The following is a 21945-nucleotide window of genomic DNA, read 5'->3' on the forward strand; positions in this document are numbered from 1 at the left end:
GGCGCCTTGCTGACGCCACTCACGCTAAGGGGGCTTGAGGACAGGCACGGTCCTCAAGCCCCCGGGGCGCGCTACTCCACTCCGTCAGAACGGGAACTGCGAGCGTCCGTGCTGCACCGAGATCCACTTCTGGGTGGTGAACGCCTCCAGCATCGAGTCGCCGTTCAACCGCCCCACGCCTGAGTTCTTCTCGCCCCCGAACGGCACGATCGGCTCGTCGTGGACCGTGCCGTCATTGATGTGGATCATGCCGGTGTGGATGCGCCGGGCGAGCCGTACGCCTCGCTCCACATCGCCCGTGTGCACGGCCCCGCTGAGCCCGTACGGGGTGTCGTTGGCGATGCGGACCGCCTCCTCCTCCCCGTCGAACGGCAGGATCAGCGCAACCGGCCCGAAGATCTCCTGCTGCAGGACGGGGGAGTCGGCCGGCAGCCCGGCGAGCACCGAGGGGGAGAGCAGATTGCCCTGGGCGCCGCCCTGCAGCAGCGGCGTCGCCCCCGCCTTCACCGTCTGCTCGACGAGCGAGGACACCGCGTCCGCCTGGGAGGAGTTGATCAGCGGCCCGATGTGGGTGGAGGGGTCCGCCGGGTCGCCGACCCGCAGGGTCCTGACCTTGGCGACGAACTTCTCCGTGAACTCCGCCTCCAGGCTGCGGTCCACGAGAATGCGGTTGGCGGCCATGCAGACCTGGCCCTGGTGGACGAAGCGGCTGAAGACCGCCGCCTCCACCGCGTAGTCGACGTCAGCGTCGTCGAGCACGATCAGGGCGCTGTTGCCGCCCAGTTCGAGGATGGCGCGCTTGAAGTTCGCGGCGCAGACGGTCGCGACATGGCGGCCGACCTTGTCGGAGCCGGTGAAGGAGATCGCCTTGGGCACCGGGTGGGCGATCAGCGCGTCCCCGATCTCCGCGATGTCGGTGATGACGACGTTGAGCAGCCCGGCCGGCAGCCCCGCGTCCGCCAGCACCTTGGCGACCAGCGCACCGCCGCAGATCGGCGTGTTCTGGTGCGGCTTGAGGACGACGGCGTTGCCCAGCGCCAGCGCCGGCGCCACCGACTTGAGCGAGAGGAGGAAGGGGAAGTTGAAGGGGCTGATCACCCCCACGACGCCGACGGGCAGCCGGTAGACGCGGTTCTCCTTGCCGTCGGTGGGCGAGGGCAGGATGCGGCCTTCGGGACGCAGCGCCAGCTGGACCGCCTCCCGCAGGAACTCCTTGGCGAGGTGCAGTTCGAAGGCGGCCTTGAGGCGTGTGCCGCCCAGCTCCGCGATGATCGCCTCGGCGATCTCCTGCTCGCGGTCCTCGATGATCCGCAGCGCCCGCTCGAAGACCAGCCGACGGGCGTACGGGTTGGTGTCCGCCCACGCGCGCTGCGCCCGCTCGGCGGCGCGGTAGGCCTGGTCGACCTCGTCGGCCGTGGCCACCGTGATGGAGGCCAGCTTCTCTCCGTTATAGGGATTGAAGTCGATGATGTCCCAGGAGCCGCTGCCGGGCTTCCATTCGCCGTCTATGTACTGATGGGCCAGTTCGGTGAAGAAGGACATGATCCGATCCCTACTGCCGGTCGTCTGGGGGAACTGCCGGGTGGTGCCGTCTGCCGTACGTACCCACGGTTACTCAGCCGTATGTACGACCTCTGCCGTGTATACGCCGACGATGGCGGCTGCCGTTCACGGCTGCGACCGACCGCGGCACGGCAACTGCCTGATGCCGCGTCATCGTACTGCTGTTTCAGATGAGTTGGAGTAGACCACGAAGAAGATCACGACTTCCGGCCGGATCGGGACTGTCCTGCTGCAGCCGCTCCATCACCCGCTCGTACTGGGCGACGTCCTCGCGCTTGTCGAGGTAGAGGGCGCTGGTGAGCTGTTCGAGATAGACGAGGTCGGAGAGGTCCGACTCGGGAAAGCGCAGCATGGTGAACGCCCCGCTCTCGCCCGCGTGCCCGCCGAAGCTGAACGGCATCACCTGAAGAATGATGTTGGGCTGCTCCGATATCTCGATCAGATGCTTCAGTTGGGCCTGCATCACGGCCCGGTCGCCGTACGGCCGGCGCAGCGCCGCCTCGTCCAGCACGGCGTGGAAATGCGGGGCGCGCTCGGAGACCAGGGCCTTCTGCCGTTCCAGGCGCAGCGCGACCCTGCGTTCTATCTCGGCGGCCGGAGCGCCCGGCATGCCGCGTGCGACGACGGCGTGGGCATACGACTCCGTCTGCAGCAGGCCGTGGACGAACTGCACCTCGTAGATGCGGATCAGCGAGGCCGCGCCCTCCAGGCCGATGTATGTCTGGAACCAGCCGGGCAGCACGTCGCTGAAGCTGTGCCACCAGCCGGCGACATTGGCCTCCTTGGCGAGTCCGAGCAACGCCTGCCGCTCTGTGTCGTCGGTGACGCCGTAGAGCGTGAGCAGGTCCTCGACATCCCTCGCCTTGAAGCTCACCCGTCCCAACTCCATACGGCTGATCTTGGATTCGGATGCGCGGATCGAGTAACCGGCGGCCTCACGGGTGATGCCGCGGGTCTCGCGCAGCCGGCGCAGCTGTGAACCCAGCAGGATGCGCCGCACCACGGATCCCCCGCCCGGCCCTTCGGACCGGGGGAGTCCCCATGCCCCGCCTCCAGCGTCGACACCGGTCACGGTCTCCACCCTCCTCATCGCCGCTCGGCCTGTCCGTCCGTCTCTTGTACCTCCCCGGAGTCCCCCGAGCCCCGACTGCGGTGGATTCTGCCACCAAACGCTCCAGCGTGTACTCGTTCGATTACGGAAATGAGCCGCGCCGGGGCAACTCTCGGGTAGCAATGGGCCAGCGGCCCGAAGAAGGCACCGGGAAGAAATGGTTAAGAAACGGCACGGTGCCGGACAGGGCGGGCACGTGCACGTGCATCTGCCCTTGCATCTGTCCTGCGCATTGGGAACGATGGTGCTCGCGCACCTGCGTGCTCGTTCGTGTTGTAGCACCACAACCGCGATTTCCGGGGAGTGCCTCGCATGGGGACGAATGGATCGACCATGCTCGAGCCGTTAAGGCAGGGGCTTCCTCCCTTCGACCCCTCGACGGTCTCCAGCTCCGCCTCGTGCGCGCTGCCCGCCCGCTATGAAGCGGTGCGCGGGGCCCGGCAGTTCACCAAGTCGACGCTCGGCCAGTGGGGCCTGGGAGAGCGTTTCGACGATGTGGCCCTGGTCGTATCCGAACTGGTCACCAACGCCCTGCGGCACGCGCTGCCGCCGGCTGCGGACACGGCCGCGAGCCCTCAGGACCCGCCTGTGCGGCTGCACTTGATGCGCTGGACGGGCCGCCTGGTATGCGCGGTGCGCGATCCCAGCGAAGAGAGCCCGGAGGCGGGCGACTCGCTCATCGACACGCCCTACCCTCCCGACCCGAGCGGTTCGGCCGAGTCCGGGCGGGGGCTGTTCCTTGTGGACTCCTTCAGCGACGGGTGGGGCTGGCATCCGCTGGCGGGGACGCTGCGGGGCAAGGTGGTCTGGGCGCTGTTCCGGCTGCCGTAAGGCTCGCCGTACAGCACAGAGCAGGCCCGTACAGCACAGAGCAGGCGGGACGGGCGGGACCGGCGGGACAGCGGGAACAGGTGGCACCCGGGGGGGCACGGGCTCGCCAGAACGCGGAGACAAGGCAGAGGGCTCGGCCGGACGGCCGAGCCCTCTGCCTCGCTCTGTACGACCGTCAGCCTCCCGCGACCAGATGGTCGAACTCGCCGTCCTTGACGCCCAGCAGCAAGGCTTCGATCTCTGCGGGCGTATAGACCAGGGCGGGCCCGTCCGGGTGCCGTGAATTGCGCATCGCCACATGCCCGCCGGGCAGCTTGGCGAACTCCACGCACGAGCCCTGCGAGTTGCTGTGTCTGCTCTTCTGCCAGACGACCCCTTGAAGCTCCGTGGCCGCCATGCCGTTGTACACGTCGTGCACAGTCGCTCCCGGGATACAAGGTGCATGGGTCAACTGTTCCCGGATCATAGCGGCGTTCACGTGCTGATGCATGAACGGATGCAGACGCAGATGCACGTGCACAGAGGGTGCTCCCGCAGTCACCTCCCAGGAGAAGACGGACAACGGGCGCCCGAGGCTCCACGGCCGCCCGGATATCAGGCTGTTCCGCCCCTGCCGGGCGTTCAGCGCCCCGTGGAGGAGTCGGGCGGCAGCGCAGTCTCCCGGGCGTTCCCGATCGCTCGGGCGAGCTGCCGCTGCCGCTGTGCCGGGACTCGCGTCAGGAGGTTCGGCCTCTCCCGGGTACGGCTGCGGGGACAGGCGCACGCCGGATTCCTGCCCGGCCTGCGCAAGTCCTCCTGGTAGCTTGCGCAGTTGGGCAGCCGCCCGCGCCAGCCGCCACGAGAGGATGAGCCGTGCTCAGATCCGTACATACGCCGGTACGCATGCCCGCGCGCGTGCCCGTACGCATGCCGGTGCGTGTGTCAGGGGTCGCCGCGACCGTCGGTCTGCTGACGGCGGCGCTCGCCCTCGCCGGATGCGGCGGGGGCGGCGGGGGCGGCGACTCCGAGAAGACGGAGCCGTCCGGCGCCCCGACGGCGTCCACGGCCGCGGCCGGCACCGCGTCGCTGAGCAGCCTGGAGGGCAGCTGGTCGGGGAAGACGGACGGCAGGCCCGTCGCCCTCTCGGTCACCGGCACGCTCGCGGTGGTCGTCGCGGGCGGCCAGGTCTGCACCGGCCAGGTCACGGACGCGGGCGCGTCGTCCTCGGGCAGGCCGACGCTGACGCTCACGTGTGCGAGCGGCGGATCGGAGCGGACGGCGGGCACGGTGGAGTCCAACGACGGCGAAACCCTCGTCCTCGTCTGGGAGGCGGGAACGAGGGACACCCTGGTCAAGACCGATCCGGGCGAGCTCGATGACGCGAAGCTGCCGGACGGGACGCCGCTGAACACGCCGACGGGCATTCCGACGCCCTGACGGCCGCTTCGGACGCCTCCGGACCTCCAAGGGCGCGACCTCCAAGGCACGACCTCCAAGGCACGACTTACGGGGCGAGGGCCACGGGGCGCGACCTCCGGGGCGAGGGCCACGGGGCGCGACCTCCGGGGCGAGGATCACGGGGTCAGCTGTCGCCGCCCTCGTCGATCAGACGGCGTACCTCGCGGTCGACCAGGCCCAGACGGGCCTCCGCCACGAGCGGGACCGAGCGGCGCTGGCGTCGTGCCTCGTGGGCGTCGATGTCGATGGTGACCAGGCCGGGCTCCCACTTGGGGGCCTGCGCCACCACCGTGCCCCGGGGGTCCACGACCCGGGAGCCGCCCCAGAACGACGCGCCGTTCTCATTGCCCACGCGGTTGACGAAGACCACCCAGCACTGGAGCATCCGCGCCGTGTAGGCGAGCAGGCTGTCCCAGTACAGCCCGGTGTCCATGGCCTCGGGGTCGAGGCTGGCCGCGCTGTTCGCCGGGATGATCACCACCTCGGCGCCGTCCTGCACCGCGATCCACGGCAGCACCGGCTGCCAGGCGTCGTTGCACACGAGCGTCGCCGCCCGGCCACGGCTGTGGGGCAGCTCGTAAGCGCGCAGATGCTGCCCAGGACTGACGTGCTTGCGTTCCTCCCAGGCCAGGTAGTTGGGCAGATACAGCTTGCGGTGGGCGTGCAGCAGCTCCCCGCCCGTGTAGTACGCGCAGGTGTTGTACGCGCGCATCGACGTGTGCTCGTGGAAGCCCATCACGACGTCCGTGCCGAGGGTCCCCAGCTCCAGCAGCCGCGGATCGCGCGCCTCGACCGAGGTGTCTCTTCTGAGCGCGCCCAGGTGGTAGCCGTTGAGGTGCAGCTCCGGGAAGACGACGAGGTCCGCGCCCTGGGCGACGGCCTGCGACACCTGATCCCGCGCCGTTTCGAGGTTGTGCTCCACCTCTCCCAGTTCGCACTCCGTCTGTGCCAGTGCCACTCGCATGGATTCGAGCCTGACAGCGCGCGGCGACGACGGCACGCCGAGGACCGCCGTTCGGCAGGGCCCGCGGGTCGGGGAGGCCGCCGTCCGACAGGGGCCCGCCGTCGGCGGGGGTGGCCGCGACGGCCGAGGGGGCCCGCCGTCGGCGGGGGTGGCCGCGACGGCCGAGGGGGCCCGCCGTCGGTCAGGGGCCGGTCAGCCCGCGCTCGCGGCCCGGAGGGTCTTCTTGGCCAGCTCGTAGGCCGGGAGCATCGCCTCGTGCTCTTCGGTGTCCAGTCCGCCCAGGTGCAGCACGACCAGGCCGCCGGGGGCCGAGACGGCCAGCGCACGCTCCTTCTTCGGCTCGTCCAGGAACTCGCTGGTGTTGAGGTAGCCGACCTCGGCCGCCGGGAAGCCGCCGGCCTGCGTCTCGGTGAAGGCCACGGCGTCACGGCTCTGCGCCTCCTCCGCGACGAACGCCTCGAGCGCCGCACGGGCGTCGCCGCCGCCGTCGTCGTCTCCGGCCGTCCAGACGCGCAGGAAGCCGATGTTCCCCGCCGGCTTTGCGTCGATCTCGCAGACAAGAGTGACGGGACCGTGCGTCAGCGCACCGAACTCCGTATCAAGCTTCACCGCCTCCGGCTCCCAGGAGGCCGCGAGGTCGAAGGCCACGGGCAGCTCGCACGCGGTGTCCTGCGCGCCGACGGAACGTGTGCGGGCGGCCGGCGAGGACGCCGCCCCGGCTCCGCCCGACGCCTCCGACTTCTCCGACGCCTCCGACTTCTCCATCGGCTCCGTCGTCACCCCGGGCTCCGTGGTCCTGGCCTTGTCCGCCCCCGACGCCCCCGAGCAGCCGCTCAGCACTCCGGCGGCCAGCACGACCGCGGCCAGCCCCGCGCCCGTGCCACGCGCCGCCCGCGCTCTTCTGTCGCGTCGTTCGCCTGCGCGTCGCTCGTCTGTCCCACTTCGTTCGCCTGCGCGTCGCTCGCTTCGCATGGCCGGCCCCCACCCTGTTCTACGGTCGTCCGACGGTTCCGTCGACCGGCCAACCTTAGAGAGTGCTCGCCGAGACCCGTCATCGGCCCTGTTGTCAGACCCCGCTGTCACACTCGCATCCATGAGCGAACGATGGGCTGTGGCGGCAGCCGAGGGCGAGGGCGCCCGGCTCGTCCCCCTCGCCCCCGGCGGGCTTCCCGCAGGCCCGGTCGTCGAGGAGCCCGATCTCATCGCGGCCGTCCGGTCCCGGCCGTCTGTCGCCCGGTGGGTCTGGCGCTCCTCCGCGGAGCTCTACCCGCGGCTGCTCGCCGCCGGCGTCCGCGTCGAGCGGTGCTACGACATCGAGGACGCGGAGCTGCTGCTGCTCGGCCACGAGGGGCGGCTGGGCGAGCCGCGGTCGGCTGCCGCGGCCTGGGCCAGGCTGCACGGCCGTCCCGTGCCGCCCGATCCCCCGCTCAGACCCGCGGAGCCCGGATCCCAGTCCTCACTCTTCGAACCCCGGCCCGTACCGGTCCCGCTGGAGGCGCTGCTGGAGGTCTACGCCGACCAGCAGCGAAGACACCAGGCTACGGATCATCCGGGCCGAATGCGGCTGCTGACCGCGGCCCAGTCGGCGGCGATGCTGGTGGCCGCGGAGATGCGCCGGGCGGGGCTGCCCTGGCGGGCCGACGTCCACCGGGAGCTGCTGCACGAGCTGCTCGGCGAGCGGTACGCGGGCGGCGGCGAGCCGCGTCGGCTGGCGGAGCTCGCCGACGAGGTGTCCGAGGCGTTCGGGCGGCGCGTGCGTCCCGATCTGCCCGCGGATGTGGTGAAGGCGTTCGCCGCCGCGGGCGTGACCGTCCGCTCGACCCGCCGCTGGGAGCTGGAGGAGATCGACCATCCGGCCGTGGGCCCCCTGCTCGAGTACAAGAAGCTGTACCGGATCTGGACGGCGCACGGCTGGAGCTGGCTCACGGACTGGGTGCGGGACGGCCGCTTCCGCCCGGAGTACCTGCCCGGCGGCACGGTCTCCGGCCGCTGGACCGCCAACGGCGGCGGGGCGCTGCAGATCCCGAAGGTGATCCGGCGGGCCGTGGTCGCCGATCCGGGCTGGCGGCTGGTGGTGGCGGACGCCGCGCAGATGGAGCCGCGAGTGCTGGCCGCGATCTCCCGTGACCCGGGTCTGATGGAGGTCGCCGGCCATGAGGGCGACCTCTACACGGCGCTGTCCGACCGCGCTTTCTCCGGCGACCGCGCCCACGCCAAGCTCGCGCTGCTCGGCGCGGTCTACGGGCAGACGTCCGGCGACGGCCTGAAGAACCTGGCAGCGCTGCGCCGCAGGTTCCCGCGAGCCGTGGCGCATGTGGACGACGCGGCCCGCGCGGGCGAGGAGGGCCGTCTGGTGCGGACCTGGCTCGGCCGCACCTGCCCGCCCGCGGCCGCGGACCAGGGCGACGACGGCTATGGCCCGCCCGGTGAGGCGGGCCTGCCGCAGGAGGGCCCGGAGCCGGGGCCGCAGCCGGGCAGCGCCCGCGCCCGCGGCCGCTTCACCCGCAATTTCGTGGTGCAGGGCAGCGCCGCGGACTGGGCGCTGCTGATGCTGGCCGCGCTGCGCAGGGCGACCGCCCCGATGCGTGCGGAGCTGGTCTTCTTCCAGCACGACGAGGTGATCGTGCACTGTCCGGCCGAGGAGGCGGAGCAGGTGGCCGCGGCGATCCGCGCGGCGGGTGAGGAAGCCGGGCGGATCGCCTTCGGGGACACGCCGGTGCGCTTCCCGTTCACGACGGCAGTGGTGGAGCGCTACTCCGACGCGAAGTAGGCCCCGTCGCCGGTCACCTGAGAGTCAGCCAGTGGTCGTCGAGTGCGATGGTTTTGAGCTGCTCCATGGTCAGGGCGGGTTCGGCCCGGGTGGCCTCCTTGTCCTGGCTGCCCGTGTTGAAGGCGGTGATCACGACTCGGAAGCCGTCCGTCCGCAGGGTGTCGACCGTCCAGCCGACCGTGCCCCTTCCCGGAGTGCCCAGGTCGTCGTCCAGCATGACCTTGGTGCCGTCCGGCAGCGTGGTGACGTCGTCGGCGCGCGACACCAGATCCCCGGCAACGTCCCCCATGCCGTGCTGCACATTGATCTGAATCAGGCTTGCCCCCCTGCCGTCGCCCTTCTCCTCCACGACGACGAAGCCGAACCCGTCCTGGCCTCCCTTGTCCTTCACCTCGAGGTTCTCCGGGAGCAGTCCCAGCAGCCCGTCCCTGACGGCGTCGGGGCCGACCGCGCCGGGCACGGGATCCTCCTTCTGCGGCTCGTCCAGCTCCTTCGTCAGCGGATGCCACGCCTCGTCCGTGACCAGGGCTTTCATCTGCTGCGGAGTCAGCGGGGGCGCCGGCCGGGAGACCTCGGCGCCCTTCTGCGCGGGCGCGTTGTACTCGCTGGCGTCGATCAGCACGCCCTTCGGGGTGAGCAGCGCCGCCCGCCAGTGCCGGGTCTCCTCACGCCTGTCCGGGTACTCGTAGCCCTGGAACATCATGTATCTCGAGCCGTCGGCCAGTGTCTCGGCCGTGCAGGAGTCATGGGGGACCAGCGCCTGGGAAGGGCAGGTGACCTGGCCGTCGGCGCTTGTTCCCTCGGGGTCCAGGGCGGTCAGGCTGACGGCGATCGCCGCCGCGCCGCCGCCGTCGTCGAAGACGACAGAGGCGTAGGGCGGGGGTTTCGCGGAGCCGTCGCCGCCGCCCTCCTCTTGTGTGATCTTCCCCTCCGGGAGAAGGCCCTTGAGGGTGTCGAGCATCTGCCGCCCGGTGATCGAGCCGTCTGGATCGGCAGGGGGCGCGGTCGGCGTGTCGGAGACGTTGGCAGAGGCCGCCGCCGAGGAGGCACGGCCCGCGTCATCGGCGCCGCCGAGCAGCCCGCCTCGGTACGTCCCGCCGAGGCCGACCGCCGCCAGGGCGAGCACGCCCCCGGTGACGGCTGCGGCCCTGCGGCGCGCCAGCCGCCGACGTCCGCGACGGATGCCCTCCGTCGCCAGTGCGGAACGGTCCGGCGGCCGGAAGGAGTCGCCGGTGCGGCGCATGGCGTCGCCGAGATCGTCTTCGAAAGGCATGGGAAACCACACTCTCCGCGGCAGATGGATGGAAACGGAAGGCTTCTGATTTCAGGAGGCGGCGAACTCGGCGATGCTGCCGCCGAGCTGCTCCCGGAGCTGCGCGAGCGCCCGCACGGATCTGGTGCGGACGGCGGCCGAACTGACGCTCATGGCGTCGGCGGTCTCCTCCACGCTGCGGTCCTCCCAGTAGCGCAGCACCACCACGGCGCGGTCCTTGGGCGCGAGCCGGGCCAGCGCCTCCAGCAACGCGACGCGGAGGGCCGGGTCGCCGCCGGGCGGAGCGGCGGAGTCGGGCAGCTCGCCGAGGGGGCGTTCCGAGGCGGAGCGGCGTCGCTGATGGGTCAGAAAGGTGCGCACGAGAACGGTCTGGGCGTATCCCGCGGGGTTGTCGGCCCTGGAGACACGTCCCCACTGCGTGTACACCCGGCCGAGTGTCTCCTGGGTCAGATCCTCCGCGAGATATGCGTCACCGCTGGTCAGCAGGCAGGCGGATCGGAAGAGCGCGCTGGACCGGCCGACCGCGAACTCCTTGAACTCCTCTGCGCGTGATCGCCGCATGCCCTCCCCGTTCCTCGTGCTCCGCGCCTACATCTGACTGACGCGCCGGCCTCGGCCAAATGTTTCAGCGGTCGCGGCCGCCGTGTCCAAAACGTCATCTGAGGGCCCCAAGCGTTATCCACAGCCCCCCACCGGCGTGATGCACCGCTGTTAACTTCGTGCCGTTCCGGCAGAAGACCAACACGACCACGGGGGGACCGGGCATGCGTCTCGGGCGAAAGGGCGCGGCGGTCTGCGCTGCATCGGCGGTGCTGCTTGCTGCGGCGATCACTGGCTGCGACGAGAAGGACGGCGAGGCGGACGCCGCTCGCAGGTCGACGCCGCCCCCTGCCGCCGCCGCAGCGTCGCCCAGCGCGTCGGAAGCGTCAGCCGGCCCCGGCGCCGGTGCGAGCACCGGCGAGAGCCCGTCCGGGAGCGCGTCCCCGAGCGGCAGTCCCACCGGGAGCGCCAGGTCGGCCGCCTCCAAGCCGGCGGCGTCCACGGCGGCGTCCACTCCGCCGGCCGGGCCCAAGACGGCCAAGCCGCCGGTGCCGACGCTGCTGGGGCTCCACGCCTCGACGCGGGGAGGCCGTCTGAACCTGGTGCGCGGCGGTGCGGCGCAGGAGTTCACCATCACCCTGCACAACGGCAACACGCATGCGTACCGGCATCTGCGGCTTGCGTTCCAGATGGAGTTCCTGTTCCGCGAGCCCGGCGACGAGCCGCGCTCGGGCCCGGGCTTCGTCCTGGAGCGGTGGGACCGCGCGGCGGGCGTCTGGCGAGCGCAGGAGCTGCGCATCGCCAACGACGCGATGCCCCACTGGCTTTACGAGGGCGGGGAGCCGCTCGCCCGCGACGCCGTCCGCACGGAGCGCTTCCGGCTGCGGGCCGGGACGGCCGTGGCGACGGGCTCCACACCCCTGATGATCTACGCGATAGACACCGACGCGCCTCGGGACGCCTCACTCGAGCGTGCCCGCCCGGGCTACTTCCACCTCCCGCACACGACGCGCGCGTCCTGAACGGCGCCCGCGGACGGTCCGGGCGGGCCCGCGGCGCATGCCGCCGCCCCGCCGGGCCACGACGAGCGACACCAGGACGACGACCGCACCGCGCAGCACCCGGCCCGGCCCAGGGGCACGACGCCACGCGGCGTGCTCCCCGGGCTATGGCCTCTGCGCCGCCAGCACAGAAGGCTTCCCGGACAGCGACCGCGCCACCAGCCGGTCCACACCCGGCACCGCCGTGAGCCGCATGGCCATGCGCCGCACCCGCAGCCGGGTCGGCGACGACGGCAGAAACCACTCGGCAGCGGCCCGGCCCGCCCGCTGCCGGTCCTCCGCGACCGGCCGCCAGCGCCGCTCGTAGGCCGCGAGCCCCTCTTCCACCGAGGCACTCCGACCCAGCTCCTCGGCCAGCACATACGCCCCGGCCACCCCCAGCGAAGCGCCCTGTCCGGCGAGCAGCGAGACCGCATGAGCGGCATCGCCGGTCAGCACCGTGCGGCCCCGGCTCCATCCGTCCATCACGATCTGGGCCACATGGTCGTAGTACACGTCCTCGTGCGGCGGGCACTTCTCCAGGGCACGCGGCACGATCCAGCCGAGCCCTGCGTACTCCGCGCGCACCGCGGCCCGCGCGTCCGCGGGCAGTCGGCGGTCCGCGCTGCGGTGCACGGCGAACGCCGCGACCTTCCCGTCGCGCAGCGCGTAGAACCCCATCTGCCGCCCCACGGTGTCCGTGAGACAGAACCTTCCGCTCACCTCACGCAGCAGCCCTGGATCGTCGAACACAAAGGCGGCGGTGTGGAATCCGAGGTGCCGCAGATACCGGTCCTCCTCGCCGAAGACCAGCCGCCGCACGGTCGAGTGCACCCCATCCGCCCCGACCAGCAGATCCGCATGCTCCACAGTGCCGTCCACAAGCGTGACCCGTACGCCGTCCGCGGTGTCCTCGATCCGCTCGGGGCCGGTCCCGTACCGCAGGTCGCCCCGGTCCGACAGCCCTTCCCGCAGCGCCCGTTCGAGGTCGGGCCGCATGATGCTCAGCAGCCGCCCGCCGACGACCCGGGAGAACCGCCCGTAGTCCAGTCCGGCTCTGCGTCGCCCCCGCTCGTCCACATAGCTGGCCTCGCCTACCCGGTAACTCAGCTCCCTCAGCCGGGGGAGCAGATCCATGGCCTCGGCCGCGTCAAAGCCGGGCCCGAAGAAGTCGACCATGTACCCCTGACCGCGGGGGCGGCTCGCCCTCTCCAGTACGACGACCTGCCACCCCATGTCGTCCAGCCGCTGCGCCAGGGCGAGCCCCGCAATGCCCGCCCCGCAGATCACCGCCTTCACCGCGTCTCCTCCCTCTCCCTCAGTCCCCCGCCGTAGACCGCCAGCACCTCGTCCCCCCAGCGCTCAAGCCCCGCCGCCGAGAGCGGATCCACCCCGATCACCTCCTGAATCCGCCGTCGCAACAGCACCACGGCCAGATCGTTGACCAGCAAGAACGCCGCCCGCACCAGCGGATCCCGCCCCGGCGTCGCCATCCCTGACTCCACCATCCCGGCCAGCGCCTGCCGACTCAGCTCGAAGAGGCCGCGGAACAGCGCCCGCCCCGCTTCGCCGTCGGCCGTCAGCAGCCGGCTCAGATACCCGGGCACCGCCGAACCCTCAGGCAGCTGCCCCGCCATCGCCTCGGCCACGGACCCGCTGGACCCACCGGCGATGGCCTCCTTCAGCACCTTCTCGAAGACGGCCACCACATAGCGGTCGACCGCCTCCCGCAGCCCCTCCTTCGACCCGAAGTGATGCACCACCAACCCCGGCGACACCCCCGCGGCCGCCGCGACCTGCCGTACGGACACCCCCTCGACTCCGCGTTCGGCAAAGAGCCGCAACGCCTCGTCCCGGACGACGGCCCGGCTCGTCCGGTCCTCGGCCACCTCAGAAGACCCAGCGCGCATTGAACACATGTACAGCATGCTAAACACTTGTTCAATCGTCGGCAAGTCCGCCCCCACGCCCCGCCGCCCACCCCATGGACAGCACAAAGCCCAGGCCACACAGAGTGACCTGGGCTTCGACCTACGCCGCGACGTACGGGATCAGCCGAGCGGCAGAGGAACCGGACCCGCCGGGGCGGAACCCGCGACACGGAAGTTGTCGGCGTGCTGCAGCGTGAAGCGCTCCCAGGTGGACGCCTTGTCCGAGCGTGCGCGCAGCAGCCCGGTGTCCGCCCCGGTGTACTTGGCTTCCGTGCTGACGAATTTGCCGTTCCGCACCGACTTCAGTGCGTAGTTCCGGCCGCCCTGCGACACCATGGTGAACGACTCCCATGTGCTGGGCCGCTCGGCGCGGGCGCGCAGCATCCCCTCGTACTTGCCGGCCTGGTTGATCTCGGCGCTCACGAACAGGCCGTTGCCCACCGACCGGAGCGATACCGTCTTTCCGCCGTCACGCGTGTGGAGTGTGAACTGCTCCCAGCCTTGGGCCTTGTCGCTGCGGGCCCGCAGCCTTCCCTCCTGCTCGCCGGCGGCGTTCAGCTCGGCGGCCACGTACTTGTCGTTCGCGTGCGCCTTCAGGGACCAGCGGGCGACATGGGCGCCGATCCAGTCGGTGATGTCGTCCACCCGGGCCTCGACGGCGCCGCGGCGGGTCTCCTCGGAACCGAGGCATCCCCCCTGCCAGGAACGGCTGCTGACGGCGACGAGCTCATCGCCCCCGGCGCCGGCGCGGACCGCGGGGCCACCCGCGTCCCCCTTGCAGACCGCCGCGCCGTCCTGACCCTCGATGTCCAACTGCGCACCGCGCGTGCCGGTGACGGTGAACGCACCCACGTGCATCCGCCCCGGCACCCACCGGTCCTTGGTGCGGCCGTACCCGGCGATGGCCAGCTTCTCCCCGTCCACCGGGGCCTTGGCGCTCAGCGCCACGGGAGCGATGCCCGTGACCGGCGAGGACAGCTTCGCCAGCACCAGATCCCGATCGGCTCGCGGGACGAGTTCCACGATGTCGCGAACCTGACCGGACGCGGAACTCAGGTCCGTGCGCCCCACGGTGACCTTGGCGGGCCGGGAAGGCGCACCCGCGGCGAGCTGCGCCGGGTCGCCGGCGAAGCAACTCGCCGCCGTGGCGACCCACTGCGCCTCTATGAGCGCGCCGGAGCAGGAACCTTCCCCCTTGGCTATGTCGATCTTGGCGACAAACGGCTTCTCCCCGTCCCCTGCGGGGCTCCCCACCATCGCCTGCGCCGGGCCGGCAACGAGCGTCCCCGCCGCAACCACCACGCCGGCGAACCAAGCCCCGTACCTCGTTGTCCTACTCACGTGTCTCCCTCACGCAATCAATCACGGCTTGCCGCCCTGAACCCACGGCCAAAGCGCAGCACTCGATCTCGAGGAGCCACTCCCCCCAAAGGGTGCGCCAATGGTCAGTCGGCTCACCAGAGATGCCGTGGTCAGCGGCGTGTTCAAGCTACCACCAGTTGATCGTCAAGGCGGGACCACACGATCAGCCGTACACGACGGCGGGTGGAAGGCCCATCGCGCCCGCCGAGAGCGCGACACCCGCCGGGCTGAATCAAAGAACCCCAGCTCAGACTGGGTCCGAGCTGGGGTTCAGGATGGAGCCACCTGCGGGATTCGAACCCGCGACCTACGCATTACGAGCTCAAGATCAATCGTGATGATGGGTTCCAGTCAGCACCGGCAAGTGACAGAACATGCAGGTCAGAGCGTTTCGCAAGACCCGTTGATGTCAGCCGGCGCCGACTGCTCCAGAGCGGTCCGGCCTCACCGTGGCCTCACAATGGCCGCACCGGAGCAGGCTCCGAGCCTCACCTCGGAGGAGCAGGACACCGCGCCCGAGCGGCCGATGTGAGGCCACGGGAACGGCGAAGGGGGCCGCACGGATCACCGTGCGGCCCCCTTCTCCGACTCATCCCGCCGCCGCGCTTGGCCCGTCTTTCTGCTGCGGCTCGTTCGTCCTGTCGCCCGATGTGGGGGGAAGGGCGTTCAAGACGAGTTCGAGAGCGAGGGCGCCGGTATCCGTGATGTGCCGATCGTCGATCAGGATGTGTCGATCGGCAGCATCGGCGGCGCCGGCTGCTGGTGCTGTGTTGTCGAGTCGGGTACGGCGGACGCGGAACAAGATGCCCCCCCTTGTGGCATGGCGGAGCCAAGCGCTCGAACATATGTCCGAGGCAAAGGCTCACTCACACTACCGCCACAAACACCGCAGGTCACGCGACTACGACACGCCGTCACCGCCACCCTCGGGCAGGATGCGCAGGTTCCCGAGGCCGAGTTCCTTTAGCTTTTCTTGGAGAACGGGCAGATCATGCGGATTTGTCCCTTCCGCGTAGGCGACGACGACCGTCGCCCCCGGCTTGCTCGTGCGTAGCTTGGCCACGTCGAGGCCGGTCCACTCGGCGGACGCAGCAGCCTGCACAGTTTCGAGGGGTAGGCCGGTCGCCGCCGCGACGGCGCCGACGATCCATCGCTCGCGCCGATAACCCTCCCCACTGGCGATCTTCGGCAGCGTGTTGTGCGCGATCTTCTGTCCGGTCTCCGGGTCTACGGCTCGGGCCGACAGGCTGCGCAGGTTCTCACCTGGCTTATCGATCGCCGCACGGACGATGTCACGCAGCAGGGTCACGGGCCGCTCGGCCTCGCCCGTACCGGGGCGTATGGGGGTGTCGTTCTCCGACACGGTCTCATCTCCGTTCTTGTCGCAGAACGCGAACAACCTCATCTAACCAGCGATCTAGGCCGGTTGCACACCTCGGAACTGCGTTGACGTTGGGTTCTGCCATGCGTACGTTGTTCTTGTTCGTGAACACGAACAGATATTCGACACCTCCGGGGGTCTCTGCGGTGCCGTCTGTTCGAGTTCGTCAACAAAGGTCAGATGGGGGATCTAGTGACCGTCAAGTTCATCGCAGGGCCGCCGCCCGCGCGGCAGAAGAACACCCGGCACGCGCTGCTCGTCGCGCAGCTCAAGGCGCACCCGAACCAGTGGGCCGAAATCCAGGAAAAGGCGACGGGCGCCCGAGCGGCTGCTGCGGCACAAGCCATCCGGTCGGGACAGCTCACGTCGTACGCGCCGGCCGGCGCCTTCCAAGCCATCGCGCGGACCGTCGTCGAGAACGACGCCGCTCGGCACGTGGTCTACGCGCGGTACGTCGGCGCCGGTCAGTGACCGGGCGCCGCACCGCCACCGCGAGCACCGCATGATCTGCGATTTCTGGGACGGCGCGGCCGGCGCCTACTGCCGCGCGATCGGCACCCGTCGCTACATCGTCGGCCATCGCTGCCCCAAGCACACACCCGCCGCCCTCGCCGGACGCCCCGAACCGCCGGGCGACCCGACTCCCGTAAGGAGACGCACCGTTGAGCCTCGCCGCGACGGATTGGGTTTGGGCCCGGTCCGAGAGCCGAGGCGCCGCCCGTCTGGTTCTGCTCGCCATCGCTGATCGGGCCGGCGCCGACGGCGTCGCCTACGCCGGTACCGCCTCGCTCATCCGGCGCACCCGCGCCGCTCGATCCACCGTCCGTACCGCCGTCGACGCCCTGCTCGCCTCGGGCGAGCTCGACATCGTCGAGGGCCGTACCGGGCCCGGTGGCGAGACCGTCTATCGTCTGCCGCTCCTCGACCACGAGGGGGCCGAGGATCGCCCCGGGCCGGACATCGACCCGGGCCGGACAGCGGCCCCCGGGGGGCCGGTGAGCAGCCCCGGGGAGGGCCGGACGTCGGCCCCGGGGGGAGCGGATACCGGCCCGGGGGCGGGCCGAGGATCGGCCCCCGGGGGGCCGGAAACCGGCCCCCAGAACGTACCTACTTACTCACCACCACAACAGCAGCAGCCGCGCGCGAGCTCGGCCGCGCTGATTCCCGAACTGCGCCCGCTCGACGACGCCCTCGCCGCGGCCTCGATCACCGTCCGGTGGTCACTCGGCCTCGGGGAGCAGCGCGACGTCTACCGGCTGACGCAGCGGCACGGCGTCGAGACGCTCGTCGACCTCGCCGCCCGTCGCACCACACCGGGCGAGGCCCCGAAAGCGGCCCGCTACTGGCTCAAGGTCTGGTCCGACCTCGACCGCCCGTCGAGCTCGTCGCCGCGACCGCAGCCATCGACCGCCGCCTACGCCGACAACTTGGCCGCCGGCCTCGCCCTGCTCAACGCACAGAAGGAGAGCACCCCATGAACGAGCAGCAGATCGCCGCCCTGTTGGCGTTCGCTGGAACGCTCGACTCGCGGGTGCGCCGCGCGCTCGCCGACCCCCAGCAGTCCGCCCGCACCATCTCGGAGTGGACGGCCGCCGTCGCCAACGTGCCGGCCACCATCTCCGATGTCGGATGGGACGCCGCCCGCGCGACCCGCCGCTACTACGAACAGCGCGGCGGCGACCGCTCGGCGCAGTTCCGGCCGATCGAGCCGCACGACCTGCTCGCCGCATGGGGCCCGTACCGGACCGAGCTCATGAACCGCCACACCGACCCGGTGCCCAACGTCGACCCCGACAACGTCGCCGCATGGCGTGCCGAACTGCTCGGCACCCGGGCGGCAGTTGCGACCGGGCACGCCGCGCCCGCGCAGTACCGCGCGGAGATCGACCACGGCGGGCAGAAACGTCTCGCCGCGCTCATGTCCGGTGTCGGCACCGGCCCGCGCCGGTACATGCCCGCGCACGTCGCGGCCGAGCTCGCACGCTTCCGCCCGGCTCGTGCGCACCGCGAGCAGCTCGTCGCCGACGGCATCCCCGACCCGTTGTCAGTGCGCTGCCCGTACTGCCTCGCCGAGGTCGACGAGCGGTGCCGGTCGAGCTTCCGCAACCGCGGCAAGGGGCGACGACCGCTCTCGGGCGTCCACCCGTCGCGCGTCGAGGCCCTGCTCGCCGAGGCCGGCGACAACGGCCAGGCCGAGGCCGAGCAGATCAGGCTCGCCCGGATCATGTGCCAACCGCCCGCACCGCGGCGAGACGCCCGAGCCCGGCACACCACCGGCGGGGGCGAGGCCCGATGATCCCGCCCGCCGCTCGCGCCGTGATCGCTGCCCACCTGACCGACGAGCTCGACGTGCACCCGCACCTCGCGACCGTCGTCGCCTCGCTCGCCGACCGCCTCGCCATCGAGGGATGGCACGTGACGACGAGCTACCCCGCGCGACCGGTCGCGCCTCGCGCGCGGGAGGCCCCGCGCGCTCGGCGCTCCCTCGCCCGGCTGCTGCGCCGTGCCCGAACGAACGGAGAGACCGCCCCGTGAGCCCTGCTCTGCTCGCCCTCGCCGTCGTGCTCGCCCTCGCCCTCGGCGCGGCCCTGGCCTACTCGGTCCGGATCGACGACCGCCTCGACCGCGAGCTGCGCCGTCTCGACCGCAACACCCGCTCGACCACCTGCACCGCCTGCTCGACGACGCGCCGAGCCGAGAACGGAGAGACGAACCGATGAACGCCCACACCCGGACACGATCGCGGCGCGGCCGGACCCTCGCCCGCGAGGCAGCGCGCGAGGACCGACGCACGGCGCTGCGGCTGCTGCTCGCCCGCGCCGACCGAGGCGCACTCACCCGCGAGGACGCCGCGCACCTGCGGACTCTGGCCGAGGCCGAGATCGCCGAGTGCGACACCTTCCGCCGGTCCGCCGGCGGACAGCAGTCGGCCGCGCTCCGACTGAACCGCCGTATCGACGCCGCCGAGCAGGCCATGCGCGAGATCGAGGTCGAGCGCGACGAGTACGCCGCCGAGGCCGAGGCCCTGCGCGCGGCAGCAGGCAAGGGGGAGCAGTGAGTTACCCACAGGCTGTGCACGAGACCGTGCGCGCCCTGCGCACCCTCCGGGGGCAGTGGGCGGCGCTGCTGCTCACGATCGAGACGCCGCCGGCGGATCACTGGCCACCGAGGCAACTCGCGCACACCATTCGCGAGGGCGACGACGAGCTGCTCGTCGAAGACCGGGCGCCGCTCGTGCTGCGCGAGCACCCCGCCCCGCTCAACCTCGGCGCCCTCGACACCGGGCGCGCGGTCGAGCGGCTGATCTTCGATCTCGCCGACACCCTCGCCGCCGCGGTACAGCGAACCGAGCAGGGCGACCCCCGAGCGTGGGAATGCGCCGACCCGAGCGCGCCGGACAGCCGGCGCGCGGCCGGATCGCGGGCGCACGGGCTGCACTGGGCGTGCGTGTGGATCGAGGGGCGCGTGCAGGATGAGGACACCGCCCCCGAGCACGAGCTCGACGGCGCCCTCGCTGCCCCGCCGTTCGAGGTGCTGCCGCTGTATCTGCTGCACGAAGCGCGGCGCACGGCACGGATCGCCGAGGCCCGGGTGCTGCGCGCCCTCGGCCTCGACCGGCGCGAGACACCCCTGCCCGAGCCGTGCCCGTGGTGCGCCGGCGAGCTCACCCTGCACAGTGCCCCCGACGGGCCGCCGAGCGTCACCTGCTCGGGCGGGCGAGGCTGTTCGGCGCCCGTCCCCCTCGATGGCTGGGAGCGCGCGCGGGTGTGGGAGTGGGACGACCTTCCCGAGCTGATCGCCGCGCTCGGCCTAGACCTCGGCATCTAGTCGATGTGGGGCGCGACCCCCGGCCACTTGGGGGCCGCGCTCCCCCCATACCACATCTACTCGTATCTATGTCAAAAACATGGCTTTCCGAATGAGGTAGCCACAGAAGCGGAGATTCTGCCCCCAGCTAAGTTCACTTAAGGGAGGTCGACTTGCCGATCCACGTTTGCCCCAGCACGATCGACGCGATCGAGCAGGCCGTCGACGAGATGAACGGTGTTGCGCTGATCAGCAATCGCAGGATCAAGAGACTTGAGCGCAAGGACCGACTCCGCATGGAGCGCTTGCGACGGGTCTTCGAACTGGTTCGCCGCCGCGGCCTGGAGTGCTACCCGAGGAACCCCAGTTGGCCCGACGAGTGGTGCACGTTCACCGTCTATCGCCCTGGTCTGTTGAGCGTCGACCTTGCAGCAGTAGCTGCCGACACCGAGCTGATGGCCGCTATGGACTGCGTCATGAAGGGTCTTCGGCATCCCTACTGGCACTCGGATGCGCCCGCGTCATCTGTGATGTGCCGCGAACTTCGGAAGCTCGCCGCGGCTGAGACGAATCAGATTGAGGCCAACCGTCGCCGCCTGCGCGCAGCGTAGCTGCCCCACGCAGGGGCATCGGCGCGTCCTCTACGTGTGGGCGGAGGTATCCGTTGTCAGTCCGCCTGTCTAGGCTCGAACCCGACAGCGACAACGGGGAGCGTCGATGAGGATTCAAGACCTGTCGGATCGTACGGCCGTAGAGAAGGCCCTCGCGGAGTTCGACGACCGCGGCGGGATCGCGTTCCGGAAGCGCTACGGCTTCGGGCCTTCCACCCAGTACTACGTCTGCCACACCGACCGCCTTTACGACGCAAAGGCCATCGCAGGTGTCGCCTACGGCCATCAGCACCCTGCCACGGGGGCACTCGCGAACGACCAGTTCGACGGTGGAGAGGCCGCGACCAACAAGGTCCTTCGCGCCCTGGGTTTCACCGTGCTGGATAGCCACGCACAGACGGTGGAGCAGGAGCGTGCTTGGCGGTTTGCCGTGTGGGCGAACCTGGTGGAGCGTCGAGACGACAACGGACTGCTTACCGCGGACGCCGTTCGGGATGTCGGCGCATACGGCAACTTCCGAGGCATCTGGTCGGACCTGTCGCGGACGAAGAAGGTGCATCCCAGCGGCGTGACCATGGGGCTCAAGCACACAGGCCAGCACTACCCCGATGACCTCAGCGAGACCGGAGTGCTCTACCACTATCCGGTAACCAAAGCCCGAGGTCGTGACCTGGCCGAGGTCAACGCCACGAAGGCTGCGGCCGAACTCCGGCTTCCCGTGTTCGTGATCGGCGAAGTGGGCGAACTGCGAAAGGTTCAGCTCGCCTGGGTTGAAGGTTGGGAGGACGAGAGCAGCCTGTTCCTCGTCGAGTTCGGCGAGAAGGCCCCCGAGCGCATCATCGACAGGGACCGTTCAGATGACGAGCCGTTCTCGCTGGAGGGCAATCGCAGCCGGAAGCGTGCTTCCTCCGTGACCGTCCGGCCCGATCAGGCTCGATTCAAGCTTGAGGTGTTCCGCCGTTACGGGCCTCGCTGCCCTCTCTCCGGTATCGCGGTTCCGCAGATGATCGAAGCTGCCCATCTACGCGGAGACGCCGACGGCGGTAGCTCCGACGCCCGCAACGGCTTGCCGATGAACGCCGCCCTTCACCGAGCGTTCGACGCTCACCTCTTCGCGATCCACCCCGACACGCTCGCCGTAGAAGTCCGCCCTGAAGGCCCGACCCTCGACGAGCTCGGCATCATTCACCCGCGGCTTGACCTCCCCCGCCCGCCGCACAGGGATGCGCTTGCATGGCGCTACAAGGAGTGGCTGAACCGCACCGGCCGCTCGGTGTGAAGCTGGCGAGCCCAAGAACACCCTTGCGTCGTTATCGAGCCGTGA

General features: G+C 70.9%; 24 protein-coding genes and 1 pseudogene. 14 read left to right on the forward strand and 11 right to left on the reverse strand.

Annotated elements, in window-relative coordinates; genetic code table 11:
* Positions 1-84: 84 nt before the first annotated feature.
* Together QCN29_RS02065 and QCN29_RS02070 are read right to left on the reverse strand one after the other, a co-directional pair.
* A complete protein-coding gene (locus QCN29_RS02065; RefSeq protein WP_279925757.1) occupies positions 85-1542 on the reverse strand; it encodes an aldehyde dehydrogenase family protein in 1458 nt (485 codons plus the stop codon).
* Positions 1543-1729: 187 nt separating this feature from the next.
* Positions 1730-2635 carry a helix-turn-helix domain-containing protein gene (locus QCN29_RS02070; RefSeq protein ID WP_398859084.1) on the reverse strand — a complete coding sequence of 302 codons (906 nt, stop codon included), beginning with the start codon at positions 2633-2635 and terminating at the stop codon, positions 1730-1732.
* 351 nt (positions 2636-2986) lie between these two features.
* On the opposite strand from QCN29_RS02070, the gene QCN29_RS02075 reads away from it, so the two are divergent.
* Complete coding sequence (locus tag QCN29_RS02075) at positions 2987-3505, forward strand: ATP-binding protein (protein WP_279925760.1); 519 nt, start codon at positions 2987-2989, stop codon at positions 3503-3505.
* Positions 3506-3680: 175 nt separating this feature from the next.
* Here QCN29_RS02075 and QCN29_RS02080 read toward each other — a convergent pair whose 3' ends face one another.
* On the reverse strand, positions 3681-3923 hold the full coding sequence (locus QCN29_RS02080) for a DUF397 domain-containing protein (protein ID WP_240134301.1): 243 nt from the start codon (positions 3921-3923) through the stop codon (positions 3681-3683).
* Positions 3924-4220: 297 nt separating this feature from the next.
* Here QCN29_RS02080 and QCN29_RS02090 point away from each other — a divergent pair.
* Together QCN29_RS02090 and QCN29_RS02095 are read left to right on the forward strand one after the other, a co-directional pair.
* Positions 4221-4307 (forward strand): annotated as a pseudogene (locus tag QCN29_RS02090) (30S ribosomal protein S14); the annotation flags it as partial.
* Positions 4308-4387: 80 nt separating this feature from the next.
* Positions 4388-4921: a hypothetical protein gene (locus tag QCN29_RS02095; protein ID WP_279925763.1), complete on the forward strand. Its 534-nt coding sequence runs from the start codon at positions 4388-4390 to the stop codon at positions 4919-4921.
* Between the two features lie 145 nt (positions 4922-5066).
* Here the strand turns inward: QCN29_RS02095 and QCN29_RS02100 are convergent, their stop codons facing one another.
* Positions 5067-5906, reverse strand: coding sequence for a nitrilase-related carbon-nitrogen hydrolase (locus QCN29_RS02100; RefSeq protein ID WP_279925766.1), 840 nt, complete (start codon positions 5904-5906; stop codon positions 5067-5069).
* Between the two features lie 192 nt (positions 5907-6098).
* Positions 6099-6686, reverse strand: a complete 588-nt coding sequence (locus QCN29_RS02105; protein WP_279925769.1) for a lipoprotein — start codon at positions 6684-6686, stop codon at positions 6099-6101.
* Positions 6687-6999: 313 nt separating this feature from the next.
* Between QCN29_RS02105 and QCN29_RS02110 the strand changes: the two genes are divergently transcribed.
* Positions 7000-8676: a bifunctional 3'-5' exonuclease/DNA polymerase gene (locus QCN29_RS02110; RefSeq protein ID WP_279925772.1), complete on the forward strand. Its 1677-nt coding sequence runs from the start codon at positions 7000-7002 to the stop codon at positions 8674-8676.
* A 13-nt stretch (positions 8677-8689) separates the two neighbouring features.
* Here the strand turns inward: QCN29_RS02110 and QCN29_RS02115 are convergent, their stop codons facing one another.
* Both QCN29_RS02115 and QCN29_RS02120 read right to left on the reverse strand, forming a co-directional pair.
* Entirely contained in the window at positions 8690-9949 is a 1260-nt protein-coding gene (locus QCN29_RS02115) for a hypothetical protein (RefSeq protein WP_279925775.1), read from the reverse strand.
* A 51-nt stretch (positions 9950-10000) separates the two neighbouring features.
* The gene (locus tag QCN29_RS02120; RefSeq protein ID WP_279925778.1) at positions 10001-10510 is read right to left on the reverse strand and encodes a SigE family RNA polymerase sigma factor; all 510 of its coding nucleotides are present in this window, start codon (positions 10508-10510) and stop codon (positions 10001-10003) included.
* A gap of 203 nt (positions 10511-10713) precedes the next feature.
* Here QCN29_RS02120 and QCN29_RS02125 point away from each other — a divergent pair, with 203 nt between their 5' ends.
* A complete protein-coding gene (locus tag QCN29_RS02125; RefSeq protein WP_279925781.1) occupies positions 10714-11511 on the forward strand; it encodes a hypothetical protein in 798 nt (265 codons plus the stop codon).
* A 144-nt stretch (positions 11512-11655) separates the two neighbouring features.
* Here QCN29_RS02125 and QCN29_RS02130 read toward each other — a convergent pair whose 3' ends face one another.
* The 4 genes from QCN29_RS02130 to QCN29_RS02145 all read right to left on the reverse strand — a co-directional run bounded on the left by QCN29_RS02130 (position 11656) and on the right by QCN29_RS02145 (position 16185).
* The gene (locus tag QCN29_RS02130; RefSeq protein ID WP_279925784.1) at positions 11656-12828 is read right to left on the reverse strand and encodes an FAD-dependent monooxygenase; all 1173 of its coding nucleotides are present in this window, start codon (positions 12826-12828) and stop codon (positions 11656-11658) included.
* Positions 12825-13439 carry a TetR/AcrR family transcriptional regulator gene (locus QCN29_RS02135; RefSeq protein ID WP_279925787.1) on the reverse strand — a complete coding sequence of 205 codons (615 nt, stop codon included), beginning with the start codon at positions 13437-13439 and terminating at the stop codon, positions 12825-12827. The genes QCN29_RS02130 and QCN29_RS02135 overlap by 4 nt, the downstream gene beginning before the upstream one ends.
* A 141-nt stretch (positions 13440-13580) precedes the next feature.
* Positions 13581-14801, reverse strand: coding sequence for a trypsin-like serine protease (locus QCN29_RS02140; protein WP_279925789.1), 1221 nt, complete (start codon positions 14799-14801; stop codon positions 13581-13583).
* Positions 14802-15723: 922 nt separating this feature from the next.
* Positions 15724-16185, reverse strand: coding sequence for a hypothetical protein (locus QCN29_RS02145; RefSeq protein WP_279925792.1), 462 nt, complete (start codon positions 16183-16185; stop codon positions 15724-15726).
* Between the two features lie 210 nt (positions 16186-16395).
* Between QCN29_RS02145 and QCN29_RS02150 the strand changes: the two genes are divergently transcribed.
* The 9 genes from QCN29_RS02150 to QCN29_RS02190 all read left to right on the forward strand — a co-directional run bounded on the left by QCN29_RS02150 (position 16396) and on the right by QCN29_RS02190 (position 21900).
* On the forward strand, positions 16396-16674 hold the full coding sequence (locus tag QCN29_RS02150; RefSeq protein ID WP_279925795.1) for a hypothetical protein: 279 nt from the start codon (positions 16396-16398) through the stop codon (positions 16672-16674).
* A gap of 191 nt (positions 16675-16865) precedes the next feature.
* The gene (locus QCN29_RS02155; protein WP_279925798.1) at positions 16866-17681 is read left to right on the forward strand and encodes a hypothetical protein; all 816 of its coding nucleotides are present in this window, start codon (positions 16866-16868) and stop codon (positions 17679-17681) included.
* Positions 17678-18499 (forward strand): zinc finger domain-containing protein, encoded by an 822-nt coding sequence (locus QCN29_RS02160; RefSeq protein WP_279925801.1) that lies wholly within the window; start codon positions 17678-17680, stop codon positions 18497-18499. The genes QCN29_RS02155 and QCN29_RS02160 overlap by 4 nt, the downstream gene beginning before the upstream one ends.
* Positions 18500-18519: 20 nt before the next feature.
* Positions 18520-18738, forward strand: coding sequence for a hypothetical protein (locus tag QCN29_RS02165; RefSeq protein ID WP_279925803.1), 219 nt, complete (start codon positions 18520-18522; stop codon positions 18736-18738).
* Positions 18735-18923: a hypothetical protein gene (locus QCN29_RS02170; protein ID WP_279925806.1), complete on the forward strand. Its 189-nt coding sequence runs from the start codon at positions 18735-18737 to the stop codon at positions 18921-18923. Before QCN29_RS02165 ends, QCN29_RS02170 begins: the two co-directional genes overlap by 4 nt.
* Positions 18920-19261 carry a hypothetical protein gene (locus QCN29_RS02175; RefSeq protein ID WP_279925808.1) on the forward strand — a complete coding sequence of 114 codons (342 nt, stop codon included), beginning with the start codon at positions 18920-18922 and terminating at the stop codon, positions 19259-19261. Before QCN29_RS02170 ends, QCN29_RS02175 begins: the two co-directional genes overlap by 4 nt.
* A 14-nt stretch (positions 19262-19275) precedes the next feature.
* Complete coding sequence (locus tag QCN29_RS02180) at positions 19276-20031, forward strand: hypothetical protein (RefSeq protein WP_279925811.1); 756 nt, start codon at positions 19276-19278, stop codon at positions 20029-20031.
* A 152-nt stretch (positions 20032-20183) separates the two neighbouring features.
* A complete protein-coding gene (locus tag QCN29_RS02185; protein WP_279925812.1) occupies positions 20184-20621 on the forward strand; it encodes a hypothetical protein in 438 nt (145 codons plus the stop codon).
* A gap of 106 nt (positions 20622-20727) precedes the next feature.
* Positions 20728-21900 (forward strand): HNH endonuclease, encoded by a 1173-nt coding sequence (locus tag QCN29_RS02190; RefSeq protein ID WP_279925813.1) that lies wholly within the window; start codon positions 20728-20730, stop codon positions 21898-21900.
* Positions 21901-21945 lie beyond the last annotated feature (45 nt).

The organism is Streptomyces chengmaiensis (assembly GCF_029846775.1).
Taxonomy (GTDB): domain Bacteria; phylum Actinomycetota; class Actinomycetes; order Streptomycetales; family Streptomycetaceae; genus Streptomyces; species Streptomyces chengmaiensis.